The sequence below is a fragment of the Paraburkholderia sp. SECH4 genome (assembly GCF_030511745.1).
Taxonomy (GTDB): Bacteria; Pseudomonadota; Gammaproteobacteria; order Burkholderiales; family Burkholderiaceae; genus Paraburkholderia; species Paraburkholderia madseniana.
The window spans coordinates 278,866-297,438 of the sequence record NZ_JALOCP010000006.1; the positions used below are offsets into that span (position 1 = coordinate 278,866).

The 18,573-nt window shown below is 62.3% G+C and carries 20 protein-coding genes and 1 pseudogene; 14 read left to right on the plus strand and 7 right to left on the minus strand.

Going from position 1 to position 18,573, the window contains the following annotated elements:
- Position 1 precedes the first annotated feature (1 nt).
- The 5 genes from M0D67_RS12025 (at position 2) to glmS (ending at position 5,688) form a co-directional block, all read left to right on the plus strand.
- On the plus strand, positions 2 to 820 hold the full coding sequence (locus M0D67_RS12025; protein ID WP_266238872.1) for an SDR family oxidoreductase: 819 nt from the start codon (positions 2 to 4) through the stop codon (positions 818 to 820).
- Between the two features lie 96 nt (positions 821 to 916).
- The gene (locus tag M0D67_RS12030) at positions 917 to 1,312 is read left to right on the plus strand and encodes a dihydroneopterin aldolase (RefSeq protein ID WP_063497570.1); all 396 of its coding nucleotides are present in this window, start codon (positions 917 to 919) and stop codon (positions 1,310 to 1,312) included.
- Positions 1,313 to 1,315: 3 nt separating this feature from the next.
- Positions 1,316 to 2,314 (plus strand): tRNA 2-thiocytidine(32) synthetase TtcA, encoded by a 999-nt coding sequence (gene ttcA / locus M0D67_RS12035; RefSeq protein ID WP_266238873.1) that lies wholly within the window; start codon positions 1,316 to 1,318, stop codon positions 2,312 to 2,314.
- Positions 2,315 to 2,448: 134 nt separating this feature from the next.
- Entirely contained in the window at positions 2,449 to 3,810 is a 1,362-nt protein-coding gene (glmU, locus tag M0D67_RS12040; protein ID WP_154566327.1) for a bifunctional UDP-N-acetylglucosamine diphosphorylase/glucosamine-1-phosphate N-acetyltransferase GlmU, read from the plus strand.
- Positions 3,811 to 3,870: 60 nt separating this feature from the next.
- A complete protein-coding gene (glmS, locus tag M0D67_RS12045) occupies positions 3,871 to 5,688 on the plus strand; it encodes a glutamine--fructose-6-phosphate transaminase (isomerizing) (protein WP_154566328.1) in 1,818 nt (605 codons plus the stop codon).
- Between the two features lie 81 nt (positions 5,689 to 5,769).
- Here the strand turns inward: glmS and M0D67_RS12050 are convergent, their stop codons facing one another.
- From M0D67_RS12050 to M0D67_RS12060, 3 genes are all read right to left on the minus strand, one after another.
- On the minus strand, positions 5,770 to 6,360 hold the full coding sequence (locus M0D67_RS12050) for a hypothetical protein (RefSeq protein WP_154566329.1): 591 nt from the start codon (positions 6,358 to 6,360) through the stop codon (positions 5,770 to 5,772).
- A 97-nt stretch (positions 6,361 to 6,457) separates the two neighbouring features.
- Positions 6,458 to 6,718 (minus strand): DUF6723 family protein, encoded by a 261-nt coding sequence (locus M0D67_RS12055; protein WP_093641155.1) that lies wholly within the window; start codon positions 6,716 to 6,718, stop codon positions 6,458 to 6,460.
- Between the two features lie 213 nt (positions 6,719 to 6,931).
- Complete coding sequence (locus M0D67_RS12060) at positions 6,932 to 7,579, minus strand: glutathione S-transferase family protein (protein WP_266238874.1); 648 nt, start codon at positions 7,577 to 7,579, stop codon at positions 6,932 to 6,934.
- A gap of 99 nt (positions 7,580 to 7,678) precedes the next feature.
- Here M0D67_RS12060 and M0D67_RS12065 point away from each other — a divergent pair, with 99 nt between their 5' ends.
- From M0D67_RS12065 to M0D67_RS12080, 4 genes are all read left to right on the plus strand, one after another.
- Positions 7,679 to 8,662 (plus strand): YafY family protein, encoded by a 984-nt coding sequence (locus M0D67_RS12065; protein ID WP_266238875.1) that lies wholly within the window; start codon positions 7,679 to 7,681, stop codon positions 8,660 to 8,662.
- A 193-nt stretch (positions 8,663 to 8,855) separates the two neighbouring features.
- Positions 8,856 to 9,482, plus strand: coding sequence for a lytic transglycosylase domain-containing protein (locus M0D67_RS12070; protein WP_154566331.1), 627 nt, complete (start codon positions 8,856 to 8,858; stop codon positions 9,480 to 9,482).
- A 167-nt stretch (positions 9,483 to 9,649) separates the two neighbouring features.
- The gene (locus M0D67_RS12075; protein WP_154566332.1) at positions 9,650 to 10,336 is read left to right on the plus strand and encodes a DUF2242 domain-containing protein; all 687 of its coding nucleotides are present in this window, start codon (positions 9,650 to 9,652) and stop codon (positions 10,334 to 10,336) included.
- Positions 10,337 to 11,115: 779 nt separating this feature from the next.
- Positions 11,116 to 11,367: a hypothetical protein gene (locus tag M0D67_RS12080; RefSeq protein WP_154566333.1), complete on the plus strand. Its 252-nt coding sequence runs from the start codon at positions 11,116 to 11,118 to the stop codon at positions 11,365 to 11,367.
- Between the two features lie 34 nt (positions 11,368 to 11,401).
- Here M0D67_RS12080 and M0D67_RS12085 read toward each other — a convergent pair whose 3' ends face one another.
- Positions 11,402 to 12,337 (minus strand): DMT family transporter, encoded by a 936-nt coding sequence (locus M0D67_RS12085; RefSeq protein WP_154566334.1) that lies wholly within the window; start codon positions 12,335 to 12,337, stop codon positions 11,402 to 11,404.
- 159 nt (positions 12,338 to 12,496) lie between these two features.
- Here M0D67_RS12085 and M0D67_RS12090 point away from each other — a divergent pair.
- The 3 genes and pseudogenes from M0D67_RS12090 to M0D67_RS12100 all read left to right on the plus strand — a co-directional run.
- Positions 12,497 to 12,907 (plus strand): annotated as a pseudogene (locus M0D67_RS12090) (epimerase); the annotation flags it as partial.
- Positions 12,908 to 13,014: 107 nt separating this feature from the next.
- Positions 13,015 to 13,767, plus strand: coding sequence for an IclR family transcriptional regulator C-terminal domain-containing protein (locus tag M0D67_RS12095; RefSeq protein WP_097390619.1), 753 nt, complete (start codon positions 13,015 to 13,017; stop codon positions 13,765 to 13,767).
- A 226-nt stretch (positions 13,768 to 13,993) separates the two neighbouring features.
- Complete coding sequence (locus M0D67_RS12100; protein WP_054040885.1) at positions 13,994 to 14,206, plus strand: hypothetical protein; 213 nt, start codon at positions 13,994 to 13,996, stop codon at positions 14,204 to 14,206.
- Between the two features lie 154 nt (positions 14,207 to 14,360).
- Here the strand turns inward: M0D67_RS12100 and M0D67_RS12105 are convergent, their stop codons facing one another.
- Together M0D67_RS12105 and M0D67_RS12110 are read right to left on the minus strand one after the other, a co-directional pair.
- Complete coding sequence (locus M0D67_RS12105) at positions 14,361 to 14,639, minus strand: hypothetical protein (RefSeq protein WP_154566336.1); 279 nt, start codon at positions 14,637 to 14,639, stop codon at positions 14,361 to 14,363.
- Between the two features lie 137 nt (positions 14,640 to 14,776).
- Positions 14,777 to 15,532, minus strand: coding sequence for a Mut7-C RNAse domain-containing protein (locus M0D67_RS12110; RefSeq protein ID WP_154566337.1), 756 nt, complete (start codon positions 15,530 to 15,532; stop codon positions 14,777 to 14,779).
- 94 nt (positions 15,533 to 15,626) lie between these two features.
- Between M0D67_RS12110 and M0D67_RS12115 the strand changes: the two genes are divergently transcribed.
- Together M0D67_RS12115 and M0D67_RS12120 are read left to right on the plus strand one after the other, a co-directional pair.
- Positions 15,627 to 16,496, plus strand: coding sequence for an NAD(P)-dependent oxidoreductase (locus M0D67_RS12115; protein WP_266238876.1), 870 nt, complete (start codon positions 15,627 to 15,629; stop codon positions 16,494 to 16,496).
- 194 nt (positions 16,497 to 16,690) lie between these two features.
- Positions 16,691 to 17,326 (plus strand): LysE family translocator, encoded by a 636-nt coding sequence (locus M0D67_RS12120; RefSeq protein WP_266238877.1) that lies wholly within the window; start codon positions 16,691 to 16,693, stop codon positions 17,324 to 17,326.
- Positions 17,327 to 17,607: 281 nt separating this feature from the next.
- Here M0D67_RS12120 and M0D67_RS12125 read toward each other — a convergent pair whose 3' ends face one another.
- Positions 17,608 to 18,432 (minus strand): OmpW family protein, encoded by an 825-nt coding sequence (locus M0D67_RS12125; RefSeq protein ID WP_154566340.1) that lies wholly within the window; start codon positions 18,430 to 18,432, stop codon positions 17,608 to 17,610.
- Positions 18,433 to 18,573: the final 141 nt, after the last annotated feature.

Sequence of the window (18,573 nt, forward strand, 5' to 3'; positions counted from 1 at the left end):
AATGACCGCCCCTCTGGACACCGCCGCCGCCCGCGCGCCTGAAACGCCGCGCATCGTGCTGATTACCGGCGCCGCCCGCCGCATCGGGCGCTCGCTCGCGCTCGGCTTCGCCGCGCGTGGCTGGGACGTGGCGGTCCACTACGGCGCGTCGCGGGAGGCGGCTGACGAAGTAGTCGCGGAAATCGTCGCCCTTGGCCGCCGGGCGGTGGCTTTGCACGCGGAATTGGGCGACGAGGCCCAGGTCGAGCAGCTTCTGCCCGCCTGTATGGCCGCGCTGGGCCGCCCGTCGTGTATTGTCAACAACGCCTCGCGCTTCGAAGAAGACACGGCGCAGAACGTCGGTTACGACCTTCTGCTGAAGCTGACCGCGATGAATCTCGGCGCGCCGCTCGTGCTGGCGCGTATGCTGTTCGAGGCCACGCCGGAAGCCGCGCGCACCGATGAAAGCCAGCGCGGCGTGGTCATCAATGTGCTGGACCAGAAGCTGTACAACATGAACCCGGACTACCTGTCCTACACGCTGTCGAAAGCAGCGTTGCAGACAGCGACGGTTGCGCTGGCGCAGGCGTTGGCGCCGAAAGTGCGCGTGGTCGGGCTTGCCCCTGGTCTGACGATGCAATCCGCCGATCAAACGCCGGCTGGTTTTGAAGAAGCTCACCGTGCTACACCTTTGGGCCGCGCGTCGCGGCCGGAGGATATTGTCGCCGCCGCGCTGTATCTCGCCGATGCAGCGGGCGTCACAGGAACGACGCTGGTGGTCGACGGCGGGCAGCACCTCGTGCCGCTGCCGCGCGACGTTATGTTTTTGACGGGCGCCTGAAGCGCATGCGTGCTGGTTGCCGGGTGAGCCGGCGGCCGCCCGCGCCCTGAAGCGCCCACTTGAGTGCTCCGCACTCTTTTTTCGACTGGAACGAACATGTTTGCCGCTCTTTCGCATCCCCGGCTCGCCGATTGCCGCCGGCTCTTTCTGCGCAATTACGAAGTGCACATCAACATCGGCGTGCACGACTTCGAAAAGCGCGGCGAACAGCGCGTCGTGATCAACGTCGAACTGTTCGTGCCGCTCGCGCTGTCCACGCCGGTTCAGGATAAATTGAACGAAGTCGTCGATTACGACTTCATGCGCTCGACCATCGCGCGCCGCGTCGAGCAAGGTCATATTCACCTGCAGGAAACCCTCTGCGATGACCTCGTCAAGGCGCTCCTCGATCATCCGCAAGTGCGCGCTGTCTGCGTGTCGACCGAAAAGCCGGACGTTTATCCCGACTGCGACGCCGTGGGCGTCGAAGTCTTCCGTATCAAAGAGGATTGAGCCATGAATGCTCAGGAAATCCTGAACGACTCCGCGGCCCCCGAGGCTGTGCAGGCGGGACACGCCTCAGCGGTCAAAGCGCCGCTCACGCGCCGCGAGCAGAAAGAAGCCTACGAGAACAACAAGCTGTTCAAGCGGCTCGCGCGCCAGGTCGGTGAGGCGATCGGCGACTTCAACATGATCGAGGAAGGCGACAAGGTGATGGTGTGCCTGTCGGGCGGCAAGGACAGCTACGCGATGCTCGAAATCCTGATGCGGCTGCGCGAACGCGCGCCGATCAACTTCGACATCGTCGCGGTGAATCTCGACCAGAAGCAGCCGGGCTTTCCGGAGCACGTGCTGCCCGAGTACCTGAAGCAACTCGACATTCCGTTTCACATCGAGAACCAGGATACGTACAGCATCGTCAAGCGGCTGGTGCCGGAGGGCAAGACCACCTGCTCGCTGTGCTCGCGCTTGCGTCGCGGGATTCTGTATCGCGTGGCGGGCGAGCTCGGCGCGACCAAGATCGCGCTCGGCCATCATCGCGACGACATTCTGCAAACGCTGCTGCTCAACATGTTCTACGGCGGCAAGCTGAAGGGCATGCCGCCCAAGCTGCAATCAGACGACGGCAAGAATATCGTGATCCGTCCGCTCGCTTACGTGAAGGAAACCGATCTGGAAAAGTACGCGGAGTTGCGCGAATTCCCGATCATTCCGTGCAACCTGTGCGGCAGCCAGCCGAACCTGAAACGCGCGGAAATGAAGGCGCTGATCCGCGATTGGGAGAAGCGTTTCCCGGGCCGCATCGAGAACATGTTCAATGCGTTGTCGAACATCGTGCCGTCGCATCTGATGGATCACAAGCTGTTCCCGTTCGCCGGCCTGCGTGCAAGCGGCGAGGCCGATCCGCAAGGCGATATCGCTTTCGACGAGGAGCCGTGTTCGACCGATTCCGGTGAGGGCGCAACCTTCAACGGATCGAAGCCGATCTCGATCGTTCAGTTCGACGATATGTAACCAGGCCGTGAAGTGCCCTGAAATCAAAGGTTTCCGGGTGATTCGGCAGGGTAATAAGGCCGCGCGAGCGGCCTTATTCGTTATAGGTCGCATGATAGAATCGTCGGCTCCAAACTTGTCTGATTGCCGACGCCATGAACATCGTGATTTTGGCGGCAGGCACCGGTAAGCGCATGCGGTCCGCGCTTCCCAAGGTGCTCCATCCCCTGGCTGGCCGGCCGCTCCTCGCTCATGTCATCGACACTGCTCGTGCGCTCAAGCCCACGCGTCTGGTCGTAGTGGTCGGTCATGGCGCCGAAGCCGTGCGTGAAGCGGTAGCGGCGCCGGATGTCCAGTTCGCCGCGCAGGAGCAGCAACTCGGCACGGGTCACGCCGTGCAACAGGCGTTGCCGCTGCTCGATCCGTCCGAACCCACGCTGGTGCTGTACGGCGACGTGCCGCTCACGCGCGCCAGCACGCTGCAGGCGCTGACCGATCGCGCGGGCCGAGGCGGCTACGGTGTTCTCACCGTCACGCTCGACGACCCCAGCGGCTACGGCCGCATCGTGCGCGATCAGCACGGCAAGGTGTCGCGCATCGTCGAACAGAAAGACGCGACGCCCGAGCAGCTCAAGATCGCCGAGATCAACACCGGCATCATCGTCGCGCCGACCGAGCGTCTGGGCGCATGGCTCGCCGCGTTAAAGAACGACAACGCGCAAGGCGAGTTCTACCTGACCGACGCGGTCGAGATGGCGATCGAAGCCGGACTCGAAGTCGTCACCACACAGCCTGACGAAGAGTGGGAAACGCTCGGCGTGAATAGCAAGCAGCAGCTTGCCGAACTCGAACGGATTCATCAGCACAATGTCGCCGAGACGCTGCTGGTGGCCGGCGTGACGCTTGCCGATCCGGCTCGAATCGACGTGCGCGGCACACTCGAATGCGGCCGCGACGTCTCGATCGACGTGAACTGCGTGTTCGAAGGCCGCGTCACGCTGGCTGACAACGTGACGGTCGGGCCGAACTGCGTGATCCGCAATGCGACGATCGGCGCCGGTACGCGCGTCGACGCGTTCACGCATATCGAAGGCGCCGAAGTGGGTGCGAACGTCGTGCTCGGCCCTTATGCGCGGCTGCGTCCGGGCACGTCGTTGCAGGATGAGTCGCACGTCGGCAACTTCGTCGAGGTGAAGAACTCGGTGCTCGGTCATGGCTCAAAGGCGAACCATCTGACGTATATCGGCGATGCGGATGTCGGGGCGCGCGTGAATATCGGTGCGGGTACCATCACCTGTAACTATGACGGCGCGAACAAATTCCGCACGATCATCGAAGACGACGTGTTCGTCGGTTCGGACACGCAACTCGTTGCGCCCGTGCGCGTCAAGCGCGGTGTGACGATCGCGGCGGGCACCACGGTCTGGAAGGATGTCGAAGAAGACATGCTGGTCCTGAACGATAAGACTCAAACAAGCAAGTCGGGCTATGTACGCCCGACCAAGAAGAAAAGTTGATGGGCGTGACGCGCGCATGAAGCGCGCTCCCTGAAACCCAGCACTGAAAAGGAATAAGCCATGTGTGGCATTGTCGGCGCGGTTGCGCAACGTAACATCGTTCCCGTCCTGATCGAAGGACTGCGTCGCCTCGAGTATCGCGGCTACGATTCGTGCGGCGTGGCGGTACTCGGTAGTGATGGGCCGCGTCGTGCTCGCAGCGTCGCGCGCGTGGCCGATCTGGACGAGCAGGTGAAGGAGAGCCACCTCGAAGGCATCACGGGTATCGCGCATACGCGCTGGGCGACGCACGGCGCGCCGGTAACCGACAACGCCCACCCGATCTTCTCGAAAGACGCACTCGCGTTGGTACACAACGGCATCATCGAGAATTACGAGTTGCTGCGTGAAATGCTGCGGGGCAAGGGTTACGTGTTTGTCTCTCAGACCGACACGGAGGTTATCGCTCACCTGATTCACAGCCTGTATCGCGGCGATCTGTTTGCCGCTGTGCGCGAAGCGGTCGGGCAATTGCACGGCGCGTACGCGATCGCGGTGCTGCATAAGGATCAGCCGCATACGGTGGTCGGCGCGCGGCAAGGTTCGCCGCTGGTAGTGGGGCTCGGCAACGGTGAGAACTTCCTCGCGTCAGATGCGCTGGCGCTTGCCGGCAGCACCGAACGCTTCATCTTCCTCGAGGAAGGCGACGTTTGCGAACTGTCGCTCGAGGGCGTGCGTATCGCCGATCGTGACGGTTACGAAGCGCAGCGCGAAGTGCGCCAGGTCGCGGCGTATGGCGGCGCGGTCGAACTCGGCCCGTATCGCCACTTCATGCAGAAGGAAATTTTCGAGCAGCCGCGTGCGATTACGGACACGATCCCGCAAGGCGATTCGTTCGACGCGGCGCTATTCGGCGACGGCGCGGGGAAGGTGTTCGCGGACATCGACAACCTGCTGATTCTCGCGTGCGGCACGAGCTATTACTCGGGGCTGACCGCGAAGTACTGGCTCGAGTCGGTCGCGAAGATCCCGACCCAGGTGGAAATTGCCAGCGAGTATCGCTATCGCGAGTCGGTGCCGAATCCGAAGTCGCTGGTGGTGGTGATCTCGCAGTCGGGCGAGACGGCCGATACGCTGGCGGCGCTCAAGCATGCGCAGTCGCTGGGGCACAAACATACGCTGGCGGTGTGCAATGTCGGCACGAGCGCGATGGTGCGCCAGACGGAATTGTCGTTCCTCACGCATGCGGGTCGCGAGATCGGTGTGGCGTCGACCAAGGCATTCACGACGCAACTGGTGGCGCTGTTCGTGCTGGCAGCGACGCTTGGAAAGCTGCGTGGGCAGGTGAGCACGGAGCAGGAAGCCGAGTATCTGAAGCAGTTGCGCCACCTGCCGGCGGCGTTGAATAGCGTGCTGGCGCTGGAGCCGCAGATCATTGCGTGGTCGGAAGAGTTTTCGCGCAAGGAACATGCGTTGTTCCTCGGGCGTGGCCTGCATTATCCGATCGCGCTCGAGGGTGCGTTGAAGCTGAAGGAGATTTCCTATATCCACGCGGAAGCGTATCCGGCCGGCGAGTTGAAGCACGGGCCGCTGGCGCTCGTGACTGAAGCAATGCCGGTGGTGACGGTGGCGCCGAATGACGCGCTGCTGGAGAAGCTGAAGTCGAATATCCAGGAAGTGCGTGCGCGCGGCGGCCAGCTTTATGTGTTCGCGGATGCTGATACGAAGATCGTGAATGATGAAGGCCTGCATGTGATCCGGATGCCGGAGCACTACGGCTTGCTGTCGCCGATCCTGCACGTGGTGCCGCTGCAGTTGCTGGCTTATCACACGGCTTGTGCGCGAGGCACGGACGTCGATAAGCCGCGGAACCTGGCGAAGTCGGTCACTGTGGAGTGAGGGTGATAGGCTGCTATCGCTCGCATCATGCTGAAAAAACGGTCGCCTGAGGGCGGCCTTTTTTTGCCCCGATAGCGCACCTCACTTCCTCACCACCTCCACCGCAGCCGCCGACACAAACTCCGCGCGCACACTGTCTCCGACTTTCAACTCATCGAGCGGAATACTCTCCGCCGCCCTCAGTACCTGCTGATGCTTCGGCCCACGCAGCGTCACCATCCGGCTTTTACGGTCGATCTTCAACACCGTCGCGACAATCTGTACCCTATGCGCCGACGATGCGTATCCCGCTGAGGCCGGTATCGCCACCGTCGTCTCGATGCGTTCACGCACGCCTTTGGTCGCCACCTTGTCGACTTGAAGCAGCAGCGCCTGCTGGTACGCAACGTTCAGCGTGTCGCCGACCCGCAGTTTCCTGACATCGGCCAACTGGGGATTGACGTCGACATCCGCAAGATTGCCGCGCGGACCGCGTAGGGTGACGCTGTTGGTGGCCGGGTAGATGGCTACTACGTGGACTTGGGCGTGAACGACTTCGGCTTTGCCGAGCGCCGTCTGACCGGCATTGGCGTCCGACGTCTGGGCGAAGCCGGATTGACAGAAAGCGGCCATCAGCACGGCCGCACTCCCCATGACAACGGGCAATGAGCCCACTTTGCGCAGACGAGGCATTCGTTGCTCCCGAAATGACCACTTCAAATGACGATTCCGAGTGACTAACCGAGCAACCCGCCTAAGGGACCAAAGCGCACCCGCCGAGCGCCCGCGCTTACAACTCCGGACGCGCCAGGTCGCTGGTCACGATGTGCTCGCCATACACCTGTGCCGCCGCGACGGCTTCCAGCTTGGTCGCGTAGGGTCCGAGTTCCGGCGCGCCGTCGAACGGGAACAGCACGCGGCCATCGGTGGTTCGAACCACTTTCAACACGCCGAAAAAACGCCGGTAGCCGGCCAGTTTCGACGTCGCTGACACTTCGAAATCTTCCTCCGACGTCGCGGGGACGCTGGGAATGAATACGGTCTTGCTCATACCTGAAAACATCTCTTGTTCAATGGGCTGGCGCCTGCTGAAAAGGTCAAGGCGCGCCCGGTTGTCCCGGGAAGACATTCACCGGCGGGCTTCATTGTCTCAAATCCGGGCGCATCGAGCCGGATGCCGGATCGGCCGACCGATCAACTGGCCAGCCGGTCAGGTGCCAACATCGCTGATCACCGCGGCATCCCCGGCAGCCGGCCCGCAACATCAAGCCCCTTTGACCGCCGCCTCATGCTCGGCCGCCAGCGCGACATCCCGCTCGCTCACCTTCACGAAGCTCGGCCGCGAGCAGACGCGCTGGGTGTACTCGAGCACGACTGGCGTCTCAGGCACCAGCTTGAACATCATCCCCCAATGCAGCGCGATGCCCCACAAAATATCCGCGGCCGACATCTTGTCTCCGAGCAAATAGGGCGACGCCTGCAGCTGGCTCGTCACCGTCCCGAGCATCGAATCGAAATCGCCATAGGGCGACGTGGCGAGCGGTGCCGGTTCGCGCTTCATCGCCTTGTCGACCAGCGCCGGTTCGTAGCATGCCGCGTAGTACACCAGCCAGCGCAGATACGGGCCGCGCGACGGATCGTCGAGCGCCGGCGCGAGACCCGCTTCAGGAAACAGGTCGGCCAGATAGATAAAGATTGCGACCTGTTCGGTGATCAGCGCGTCGCCGTGAAGAATCGCCGGCACTTTGCCGAGTGGATTGATCGCGAGATACGGCGCCTTGCGCTGCTCGCCGGCCTTCATGTTCAGCACCTTTAGCTGATACGGGGCGCCGAGTTCCTCGAGCAGCGTCAGTGCGCTGACGGAGCGGCACTGCGGTGAGTGGAACAGCGTGATCGTGCGATCTGTGGTCATGGGGAGCCTTCTGAGTGAGCGTCTCGTTGGAAAGCCAGCGTCCATCTGACGCCGGATGTCCCCATCCTAAGCGCCCATACCTGTCAGTTTGTGTCAGGTATGACTACACTTGTCCGCATGAGAGCCAGCCGCCTCCTTTCCATCCTGATGACCTTGCAAGCGCGCGGACGCGTGACCGCGCAGTCGCTCGCCGACGAATGCGCGGTCTCCCTGCGCACGATCTATCGCGACATCGACGCCTTGAGCGCCGCGGGCGTCCCCGTCCAGAGCGAACGTGGCGCAGAAGGTGGCTATCGTCTGCTCGACGGATACCGTACGCGTCTGAACGGCCTGTCGTCGCAGGAAGCGGAGGCATTGTTCCTCGCCGGCTTGCCGGGGCCAGTGCAGGCACTTGGGCTCGGCGCCGTCATGGCCGGCGCGCAAACCAAGTTGCTTGCCGCGCTGCCGGTCGAATTGCGTTCGACCGCGGAGCGCATGCGCTCGCGTTTTCACCTCGACGCTCCCGCCTGGTTTTCCGACGCGGACCAGCCCGCGAATCTGCCGTTGATCGCCAGCGCGGTGTGGGAACAGCATCCGCTGCAGATTCGCTATCAGAGCTGGAAGGCCGAAAAATTTCGGCGGATCGACCCGCTCGGCATCGTGCTGAAAAGCGGCGCGTGGTACGTGGTTGGGCGGGTCGGCGCGGACGTCCGCATCTACCGCATTTCGCGCATTCTCGAATTGAACGTGCTTGACGAGACTTTCGAGCGACCGCCCGCCTTCGATCTGGCGACTTACTGGCAAGACAGCACGCAGCGTCTGTCCGAAGAGATGCATGCGAGCGAGGCAACGCTGCGCCTGTCGCCGTGGGGCATGCAGATGCTCGAAGCCTTCACGTCGCCGTTCGCACGCTCAGCCGCGAAAATTGGCGAGCCGGATCCGTCCGACGGCTGGCGCACGGTCACTTTGCCGGTCGGTTCGATAAGGCAGGCATGCGCGGAGTTGCTGCGCTTCGGCACCGAGGCCGACGTGCTGGCGCCGCCGGAATTACGCGCCCGTTTCGCGGAGGTGGCAGCAGCTTTGCATCGCCGCTACGCGGAATGAGAGCGCCGATTCACAGCCGGCGTAGTTTCTCCGAGCGCACTGCCGCACAACTGGGTGCGCCCGACATGCGCTCGCGAAGCACGCGCGGACGCACCAGCCGGCCGTCTTTCCTCAGACGAATTTTGGTTGTTTGGTGCCTATTTTGGGGGCAGAGCTATAATGCGCGAATCCCTTTTCTTTCCCGTCCTCCGTTATGAGCCGGTTACTTTGCCTGATCGTGCTTTCGCTCGGCCTGATGCAAACCGCAACGGCCGACGAAAATAATGACCGCATGTCCGCGTATCTGACGCAGAAATTCGGTCTGGCAAAGGAAAAGGCTCAAAAGATTTCCGACGCGGTGCAGTCCGCCGCTTCGAAATATTCGCTGCCGCCGGCACTGCTGCTGGCGATCATCTCGATCGAATCCCGCTTCAAGGAAAAGGCCAAGGGCGCCAACGGCGCGACCGGGCTGATGCAGGTGGTGCCGGGCGCCCATCGGGGGATGCTGAGGAACGTCAAAGACCTCACAGAGCCGACGACCAACATCGAAGTGGGCTCGGCGATCCTCTACGGCTACATGCGTTCGGCCAACGGCGACATGAACGCGGCGCTCAAGAGTTATGGCGGATCGCAGGCGTACGCGAAGAAGGTGAGCTTGCGCGTCGAAGATTTCGCCGACGTTGCCGGAGCACAGAACATCGCGTCGCACGCGGGCGCACAAGCCAGCATGTGCGAAGCCGACCGTTGCCCGGCGCCGGACAACTGGGCCGACGCTTTTACGATACCGGCGGGCAACGCCGCGGCGGCGCTGCCAGGCGCATCGCCTGCCATGCCGCACTGAGCGGCAACTCCGTCGTATTTTTCCTCTTTGTCGTGGTCCCGCGCTGAAGCCGCGGAATTGAGCCGTCACGTCGTGTAAGGCGGCGCTGCGTACTTTTTACGCACACCTGGCAACCGCTCTACAATGCATTCCCATTCGAGCTCACGCCGCGCCTCTTCCGATCGATCATGTTCACCTCGTTTTCCAAAGCCACTGCCACCGCGCTTTTCGGCCTGTTGACACTTGCCGCCTGCAGCAGCGCTCCGCAGCCGAAATTCCAGCAGGAATTGTTCGAAACGGGCGCGAGCCCTTACGCCCGAAATTTCAATTCGAGCGTCACGGATACCTGCGAGGCCGCGCGCCGCGCACTGCTGAGTCAGGGCTATCTGACAACGATGACGCGCACCGATACCGTCGACGGAACGAAAAATTTCCAGCCGACCGGCGATACGCACATCGTCGTCGAGTTTCATGTGGTGTGTACGCCGGGGGAAGAGGCGAGCGATACGAGCATCGTCTACGTCAATGCTGTGCAAAACGGCTTTGCGTTAAAGAAAAGCGATACGTCGGCGAGCGTCGGGTTGAGCGTGCTGGGTTCGCTGTCGTTGCCGATCCGTTCGAACAGCGATGCGATGGTCAAGATTTCAAGCGAGACCATCCCGTCGGGCAAGTTTTACGATCGTTTCTTCGGCCTTGTCGATCACTATCTGCAAACCGTGGTGCGCACGCAGCCGGTTGTGAACAACCGCATCGAAACGCGCCTGTTGCCGGTGCCGGTCGAAGCGACCATTCCAGCGTCGCCTCCTGAAATGCCTGATGCGATCGACAAGGCTGCTGCCGTGCAACGTGCAAGCGGACCAAGCGTCGCGCCTTGATGCATGTATTAATGCCGCGGGGTTTCGGCTGATCAAGAGCTGATCAGCCTTCGATCTCATCACGCAGCCGTACTTATCCTATGTTTTTTACTTCATACATATATATATGTAGTAATAGTTAACAAGGGTTAACCCCGTCTGTGGATAACTCTCAAATCCCCCGTCACATCAACGTCATGCGAAACCCATAACCCTGCGGAACACGACTGTAGAAAAACTACAAAGCTGGGATAACTTTGACAGGGCTTGCCTGGCAGCGCGTCTTATCAAGATTTCGCACACAGGCTGTCCGATGCGCTATCCCGAAGTTATTCATAGGCAATTGTGGATAACTTGCGCATCCGGGCATATGCCGCCCGAGCGGCGGCCCGGCTTTTTCATCGATGCCATCCGCTCGCCAGCGTACAGACCGCCCTTCCCCGAACGTGCACATTGAAGCTGGAAGGTACAAAGATTGCGTCTATTTTTTTGCAAGCGCAACTGTTGCTATTTAGTCAAAATCATTTCAGCAACGCCCTATCCAGGCATAGAGTTAAAGTGTTTTCTGAAGTTATTGGTGCAGTGCGGGGGTGTGCAATGAAACGCAGAACAGCACGACAACTAGTCCGTCTTCTCTCGGATATCAGACATGCCAGCCACTGCACGACGCTGCGGGCGGCGGCCACTAACCGGGCCATATCGCTTGCATCCTCCGAGCATGATGAGGAAGGCACCGAAAACGACGAAAGCAACGACGCGACACGGGAGGCGAGTCACGACAAACCGGCCCGGAGCGGATCATGAGAGCCACAAGCGAACAATCGCTGCGTTTTCTGGTCGAGAAATGGCTGGCGCCGGGGCCTTCGGTTCCGGTTCACGTGACCGAATTCAGCCGCACCCGTCTGGGCGGCAGGCGCTACGTGCGGGTCGAGACTTCTCAGGAAGGTGGATCGCGCGGCCTTTTTTTCTTTCGACACGACGACGGCTGCTGGTGTGTGTTTCCGCCCACTGCCGATACACCCAAACTCTTCGCGCAGCCGCGTGCCGCTTAGCCGAGGCGGCACGCCCGGGCGACTGGCTAAACCCTCACGCTTCATGAGGCAAGCGATCAGGTTCACTTCCGCGTCGCGAGGCTGGTCCCACCTGACACACGATCAAACCCGCGAGCATCAGCGCGCATCCAAATAGCGCGCGCGCTGACAGCGTTTCGCCGAGCACGAGCCACCCGGCGAGCGCGGCGAACACGCCTTCCATACTGAAGATCACCGCAGCATGCGACGGCGCCGCGTACTTTTGCGCAACCACCTGAATCGTATAGGCGACGCCCACCGACAGCGCACCGCCGTACAGAATCGTCGGCGCGGCGCGCTCGATCACAGCGAGACTGACCGGCTCGATCACGAGACCGATGGCCAGACACACGAGCCCGCAAGTCACGAACTGCACGAGCGCCAGCATGAGGGTGTCGTGCCGCAGCGCGAAGCGGCCGACCAGCATCATCTGTACGGAAATCACCAAGGCGCCGGCAAGCTGATACCAGTCGCCGTACAGGATCGAGAAGTGCTCGTTGACGCTCAGAAAGTACATGCCGATCGCTGCCAGCGTCGCACCGAGCCACGTGCCGAATCCCGTCCGATGACGAAACAGCACGCCCAGCAGGGGCACGAGCACCACATACAACGAACTGATGAAGCCGGCGTTGGCGACCTTCGTGTATTGCAGGCCGATCTGCTGCAACGAAATCGACGCCGACAGCACGACACCGAGCAGCACACCGGCACCGAGCAGTTCGCGTGCGCCGCCGGGTTCTCGTTTCGTCAGCTCAGCCAGCGCGGAGCGCCGCACGCAGACGATCATCGTCAACACGACCAGCGCGCCGAGCAGGAAACGCAGTCCGGTAAACAGGAACGGTCCGATCGCATCGAGGCTTAAGCGTTGTGCGACGAATGCGGAGCCCCAGATGATCGCCGCGACCAGCATCAGCAGATTCGCGCGAAGGTGTTGACGTGTGTCAGGTTTCAAAGGCGGTTTTTCGAATTCGGTTGTTCTAACAAGGCGTTGTATCCGGTGCCGATTCTATCCGGGCGCACGCGTGCGGGATACGCCGCGAACATTCGCGAACACTTGAACACAATTGTGCACACATTCCCCCAACTTCAGGACAGACGCGGCGAGGCAGCGTCCCTAGACTGCGCCCGTGCGCTCGCGCTGCTGGCGGTGAAGCCGTCGCTGGCTTTCGATACGTATCACGTGTCGGCGGGTTCGGAAGCGCCGACCATCGGTCAGATCATCAGCGCCATGGACGAAGCCATCGGCACCTCGGGCAGCCGTTATTCGATGTGCCGCGTGCGCGACTTCGGCAAGATCGCACGCGAGGTGGTGGGCCGTGACCGTTGCAGCAGCGGCCGCCTGATCGAGCACGCGCTGCGTTTGTACGCCGGTTTCGCGGAGCTGGACTACGCGTTCGACAACCGCCGTCTGCGTGACGAGATCGGCTTCGAGCCGCTGCCGTTCACGGACTATGTGAGCGAATGTGTGCGGACCTCGCGCGGGGTGGGGATCGCCGAGCAGATGCGCTGGGACTTCAAATGAGTCTTCAACCGCGTGCACAGCGAGCGACTCGCGCGATAATCGCGCAACGGCCTCATGGATCAGGACACGAGTGACCCCCAGAGCAGGCCGACTTTCAGGCAGACGCAATGGACGAGAAAGACTGGATCGCCGGCGCCGCGAAGGCGCTGGCGATCATCGAAGCATTCGACGAAGAGCACGCGCGCATGACGCCGACCATGGTGGCCGCCCGCGCCGGGCTCTCGCGCACGGCGGCGCGCCGCTATCTGCTGACGCTGCGCGAACTCGGCTACGTGGATACCGACGGCAAGCTGTTCTGGCTCGCGCCGCGCGTATTGCGGCTCGGTCAGTCGTATCTGGATTCAGCACGCTTGCCGCGCACCGTGCAGCCATTTCTTCAGCGCATCACCGCGACGGTGCAGGAAACCGCGCTGGTCGCGATTCTCGATGAACACGACGTGGTCTACGTTGCGCGCAACGGCGTCAACCGCGCGATGGCGGTCGGTTTCGTGCTCGGCTCGCGGGCGAGTGCGCCGCTGTCGTCGGCGGGGTTGATCCTGTTGGCCTTCCAGCCGCCGGAAAGCATCGAGCAGTGGCTGGCGTCCTATCCGATCAAGGTATTCACGCCACATACGTATTCGACCACGGAGCGCCTGCGCGAAGTGCTGGGCGAAATCCGCCGCGATGGTTATGTCGTCACCGATCAACAACTGGAGCTGGGCATGCGTGGTGTTGCGGTGCCGTTGCGTGACCGGCATGGCTCGGTCGTGGCAGCGATCAGCGTAAGCATGCCGATCGGCCAGGAGTCGGCGAATGCGGCGCTGCATCGGGTGCTGCCGACCCTTCAGGAAACCGCCAGTTTGCTGCGGAATCTGGTCTAGAAGCAGACCTAGGTAATCGCCCTGATACGGCATGCTTAATGAGTGAAAGCATATCGAAAGCAAGCTGTCTCGCGGAAAATACATATCGAGTTTTGCGCATGACAAACCGCCTACGCTGCGTAATACTCTCCCGCGGGGAGCGGTAAGGCGCCTCAAGCCTTGTCTGCTTCACCGTTTAGCTATTTCATTCACACTGACTCAGTCGTCCAGGTTTGGGGAACAACACATGAAAAAATTCATCGTCTCGCTCGCAGCCGCATCGATCGCGCTGGTCTCCGTTCAAGCTTTCGCACAGGCATCGGACGCAGCAGCGCCGGCCGCTGCAGCTAGCGCGCCGAAGAAGCACCACATCAAGAAGCTGAAGACGCACGGCAAGCGCGCTCCGGTTTCGGCAGCAGCTTCGGCAGCCGGCACGAACGACAAGGGCGCGGCAAACTAAGCTCACGCTTGGTTTCGCCGGGCGAACCCTGCCGGTTCTCTTGTGCGCGCCGCTTGTCGGCGAGTGCAGCGCAGTTCCGGTTAAATGTCGCCAGCAAAAAGGCCAGAGCTTCTGCTCTGGCCTTTTTGTATCGGACGGCGACTTTGGGCGATGTTTAGCCCGCGAGGCCGCGCTTGATGACCTCGTTCAGCAGCCCGCTCATACCTTCCGGATGCGTGGCGGCCCGTTCTTTCAGCTCCGCGACCAGGTCGCCATTCAGCTTGCAGGCGAACGCGACGAGGCCCTGCGCCTGATCGAGCTTGCGTTGTTCGCGGCGGTCGAGCTTCGGGTCGGCGGCAGCGGCTTTGCCGAAGCGGTCGGCGGTCGACAGTTTCATTGCGTTGTTCAGCTTGAGTGCCTTGTTCTTTTCAAGGTCGGTCTTTTTCATCGCCATACGGAAGGCCTCTGCCAGATAAGTAATCCCGCATTGTACGCATCGCGCCGCGCGACGAGCGAGCGGCGCCGATTCCGCACCCGAGCGGCGTTGGCGCGGTGCTCAGACCGTGTGGCGTCTGAGACGTCGAGCGGCGTTCAAATCGGCGGTTCCGGCGCGCCGGCCACGCTGTCCATCAGCGCACGCATGCGTTGCCAGTGCGTGCCTTCCCAGAACACTCGGCGGCACACGTCGCAGGTGACGAACTGGTTATGCCGTTCCAGCACGCCATCGGGCGCCCGATCGCCGACTTCATCTTTGGCGATACGCCGCAGCGGCGCATTGCACATCAGACACAAACGGAACGGCTGCGCGCTGCCGGCCAGATCGAGCCGTTCAAACACTTCGCGCAATTGCTCACGCGGCCGCAGTGTGCGTACGTAGCAGCCATGCGTGATGGCGCGGCGTTTTAATAGCTCCCGATCGCGTGTCAGTACGATGCGCTGTTGTGCTGCGGCGAGCGCTTCGATATCTGCGTCGGGATAGTGGTTGTCGTACAGCGTGTCGAAGCCGGCAAGCCGCAGCAGCGGTGCGAGACCGCCCAGATGCGCATCGGCAATGAAGCGCACCACGCGCAGCGGATGTTCGCGCACGCGCAATAGTGGCTGGATGTCGAGCGCTTCAAACTTCGGATAAACGGCGATGCGATCGCCGTCCGAGAGCGGATGATTGAAACCGACCGACTCGCCGTTCACCAGAATCAGTTCGACCTCGGTATGCGGCACGCCGAGCACTTCGATCATATGTTTCGCGGTCGCGCCGCGCGCGCAGGCGCAACTGAACGCGCGCCGGCGCAGGGGCCGGGCGAGAAAATCGTTCAGCTCCTCATAGAAGCGGAATGTCGCTGTGACCATCGCATCAGTATCGCACCGTGTTTAATTGCGCGCTGTCCTGCACGTGTCGCATGGGTGTGCTTTACTTCCAGTTCTTTAGAAGACGGAGCGACAGATGGACATCGGTTTTATCGGTCTCGGCGAGATGGGCGCCGCGATGGTTGCAAACATTTTGAAAGCCGGGCATCAGGTGCGCGTGTGGAACCGCTCGCCGGAACGCGCGCAGCCGCTCGCCGACGCAGGTGCGCGGGTCGTCGCGACGCCCGCCGAAGCGTTTGCGGGCGACGCCGTGTTCTCGATGCTCGCCGACGATACCGCACTGCGCGAAGTCATCACCGCATCGCTGCTGGAACACGCCCCGCGCGGCCTGATCCACGTGAACATGGCGACGATCTCGGTGGCGCTGGCCGAGGAACTGGCGACGGCGCACGCCTCGCGCGGCGTCCATTACGTCGCCGCACCGGTGATGGGGCGGCCCGACGTCGCGGCGGCGGGCAAGCTGACGATCGTAGCGGGCGGCCCGGCCGAGTCGATCGACCGCGTGCAGCCGATTTTCGACGCCATCGGCCAGAAAACCTGGCGCATCGGTTCGCTGCCGCAACAGGCGAACGTGATGAAACTCGCGGCTAACTTCATGTTGGGCGCGGCGGTCGAGACGCTCGGCGAGGCGGCCACGCTCGTGACCGGCCACGGCCTCGCAATGCAGGATTTCCTCGACGTCATCACGAGCGGCCTGTTCCCGGGACCGGTCTATTCGGGCTACGGCAAGTTGATCGCGGAGCAGCGCTACGAGCCGGCCCTGTTCAAGGCGCGCCTCGGACTGAAGGACCTCCGCCTTGCGCTGGCGGCTGCGGACGCGGTCAACACACCGCTGCCGATTGCGAGTGTCGTGCGTGACAGTCTGATCGAAGCGGTAGCGCATGGCGACGGCGAGAAGGACTTCGCGGTGCTGGGCCAGGTGGCGGCGCGGCGGGCAGGGCGCTGAGCGGGAGCTTGGGGCGCCGCGCTTTACGGCGCGCCCCGGCTTTCGTAGCGGAGCCCGGACTCGGCTGCTGGGCTGGCGTGCTTCGCCGTAAGGTTGCAGCGCTTGCGCGCCGAGATTCGCGCGATGGGAGTGTCGCTGCGGATTCGCCTAGGCGGGCATAATGGCCGTCCGATCCCTATTCACTTCGATTCCCAATGAGCCTGCATACTTGGTGGCTGTTCGTCGCCACTGTTTTCGTCGTTTCCGCGATTCCCGGTCCGAACATGCTGCTGGTGATGACGCACGGCGCCCAGCACGGCCTGCGCCGTTCCAGCGCGACCATGGCCGGCTGCCTTTCGGCGCTTGTGTTGATGCTGGCGGTGTCGGCGGCCGGCCTCGGCGTCTTTCTCGCGGCTTGGCCGACGATGTTCAACGCACTGCGGATGATCGGTGCGGCGTACCTCGTCTATCTGGGCATCAAGGCGTGGCGGGCGCCGGCTGACGAAGGTGCTGCGGGCGCGGTCGACGAACTCTCCGTCAAACCCGCGCGTTCGCGCTTCGCGTTGTTTCGCAATGGCTTCCTCGTGGCGGGCAGCAACCCGAAAGCCATCCTGTTCGCTGCCGCGCTGCTGCCGCAATTCATTGATGCCGCGCAGCCCAAGCTGCCGCAGTTCGGCGTGCTCGTCGCTACTTTCGCGGTCATCGAGGTGAGTTGGTACCTCGTGTACGCCGGTTTCGGCACGCGGATTGGGGCCAGGTTGAAGAGCCGCAGCGTCGCCAGGATGTTTAATCGTCTGACGGGCGGCGTGTTCGTCGGCTTCGGCGCGACGATGGCGCTGGTGCGCCACTAGGCGAACGGCGGACTCGCGCGTGCGCAGTCGACGCAGCTCGCAAAACGTTGCGAGAGTTGTTGCGTCCATACAACGCCGAGGGTCAACCCTAATTTGTATGTTGCGACGCACCAAATGATTTGCTATAGTTCGTCTTGTCTCCTCCATGTCTCCTCTGATATGGATTCAGCCCGCCGGCTTAGGCGGGCTTTTTTTTGCCCTGAATTTCCAGCGTCCCCCAGAAAAGACAACGCCGGCTGACCCTCCGCGGGGCCGCCGGCTTTGTCGTATCTGCGTCGAACTCAGAACTTGTAGGACACGGCCAGGAACGAAATGATCGGATCGGCTTTCAGCTCTGCCTTCGAGACACCCAATTCCGTGCCGTCCGCCGCCTTGATGATGACCGACGAGGTGGTCTTCAGCGGAATGTACGTGACCGAAGCCACAAGGCCCCAATGATCGGTGATGTTGTACGAGAGACCCGCATTGAACACCGGCTGCCAGGACGACGACGCCTTCGCCGACACCTGCGTCTGTCCGGGCTTGCCCGCGCCGGCGGCCAGCACTGAGCCGAGATTGTTCTGCGTCGCGGTCACGAAGTTCTGGCTCAGTTGAACGTCGGAGAACCAGTTATACGACACGCCGATACCCACGAACGGCCTGAAATGGGCCGTCGGCGCATTGAAGTAATACTGGAACAGCAGTGCCGGGCTCCATTGGCGCACGCTCTTCACGATCGGATTGGCCTGCGGATCGCCCAGGTTCTGCTGACCGAGTGCGCCTGCCGGTCCCGGCGGCTTGACGGTGCCGTGCCCGTAGAGCTTGAAAACCGGTGGTACGCCCGCCACTGTCGACACGGCGATGTGATCGGTGAGGTAGTGGCTGAATACGAGGCCGACGGTATTGGCCGTACTGGTCGACAACCCCGTGCCGGAAGACGTGAACGAGCTCGGCAGACGCAGCGGTGTATTGATTGGCGTCGGGGCGACGGTGGTGGTCAGCGGCGTGCTCGAATCCTGCGGCATGACGTGGAACCAGCCGAGCACGGCGACGTTGTCGCCGGCGTGTTGTGCGTGCGCACTGACCGACAGGCAAGCGGCCAGTAGCGCGAAATAGATTTTTTTCATGTTGTTCCTCCCTGGGGCGCGCGTTGCGTTCGTCTCGCGCGGCGAGCGACGGCGGCCTCGCGGCCCAGCCGGTGCGCTGGATACTGGGTGGACGCCGGCTGCTGCGCTATTGCTGTGCGCAGCAGCCGGGACGCGAACGCC

Coding starts and splice junctions, on each gene's coding strand:
- M0D67_RS12025 (WP_266238872.1), top strand. CDS start 2: ATGACCGCCCCTCTGGACACCGCCGCCGCCCGCGCGCCTGAAACGCCG.
- M0D67_RS12030 (WP_063497570.1), top strand. CDS start 917: ATGTTTGCCGCTCTTTCGCATCCCCGGCTCGCCGATTGCCGCCGGCTC.
- ttcA (WP_266238873.1), top strand. CDS start 1,316: ATGAATGCTCAGGAAATCCTGAACGACTCCGCGGCCCCCGAGGCTGTG.
- glmU (WP_154566327.1), top strand. CDS start 2,449: ATGAACATCGTGATTTTGGCGGCAGGCACCGGTAAGCGCATGCGGTCC.
- glmS (WP_154566328.1), top strand. CDS start 3,871: ATGTGTGGCATTGTCGGCGCGGTTGCGCAACGTAACATCGTTCCCGTC.
- M0D67_RS12050 (WP_154566329.1), bottom strand. CDS start 6,360: ATGCCTCGTCTGCGCAAAGTGGGCTCATTGCCCGTTGTCATGGGGAGT.
- M0D67_RS12055 (WP_093641155.1), bottom strand. CDS start 6,718: ATGAGCAAGACCGTATTCATTCCCAGCGTCCCCGCGACGTCGGAGGAA.
- M0D67_RS12060 (WP_266238874.1), bottom strand. CDS start 7,579: ATGACCACAGATCGCACGATCACGCTGTTCCACTCACCGCAGTGCCGC.
- M0D67_RS12065 (WP_266238875.1), top strand. CDS start 7,679: ATGACTACACTTGTCCGCATGAGAGCCAGCCGCCTCCTTTCCATCCTG.
- M0D67_RS12070 (WP_154566331.1), top strand. CDS start 8,856: ATGAGCCGGTTACTTTGCCTGATCGTGCTTTCGCTCGGCCTGATGCAA.
- M0D67_RS12075 (WP_154566332.1), top strand. CDS start 9,650: ATGTTCACCTCGTTTTCCAAAGCCACTGCCACCGCGCTTTTCGGCCTG.
- M0D67_RS12080 (WP_154566333.1), top strand. CDS start 11,116: ATGAGAGCCACAAGCGAACAATCGCTGCGTTTTCTGGTCGAGAAATGG.
- M0D67_RS12095 (WP_097390619.1), top strand. CDS start 13,015: ATGGACGAGAAAGACTGGATCGCCGGCGCCGCGAAGGCGCTGGCGATC.
- M0D67_RS12100 (WP_054040885.1), top strand. CDS start 13,994: ATGAAAAAATTCATCGTCTCGCTCGCAGCCGCATCGATCGCGCTGGTC.
- M0D67_RS12105 (WP_154566336.1), bottom strand. CDS start 14,639: ATGGCGATGAAAAAGACCGACCTTGAAAAGAACAAGGCACTCAAGCTG.
- M0D67_RS12110 (WP_154566337.1), bottom strand. CDS start 15,532: ATGGTCACAGCGACATTCCGCTTCTATGAGGAGCTGAACGATTTTCTC.
- M0D67_RS12115 (WP_266238876.1), top strand. CDS start 15,627: ATGGACATCGGTTTTATCGGTCTCGGCGAGATGGGCGCCGCGATGGTT.
- M0D67_RS12120 (WP_266238877.1), top strand. CDS start 16,691: ATGAGCCTGCATACTTGGTGGCTGTTCGTCGCCACTGTTTTCGTCGTT.
- M0D67_RS12125 (WP_154566340.1), bottom strand. CDS start 18,432: ATGAAAAAAATCTATTTCGCGCTACTGGCCGCTTGCCTGTCGGTCAGT.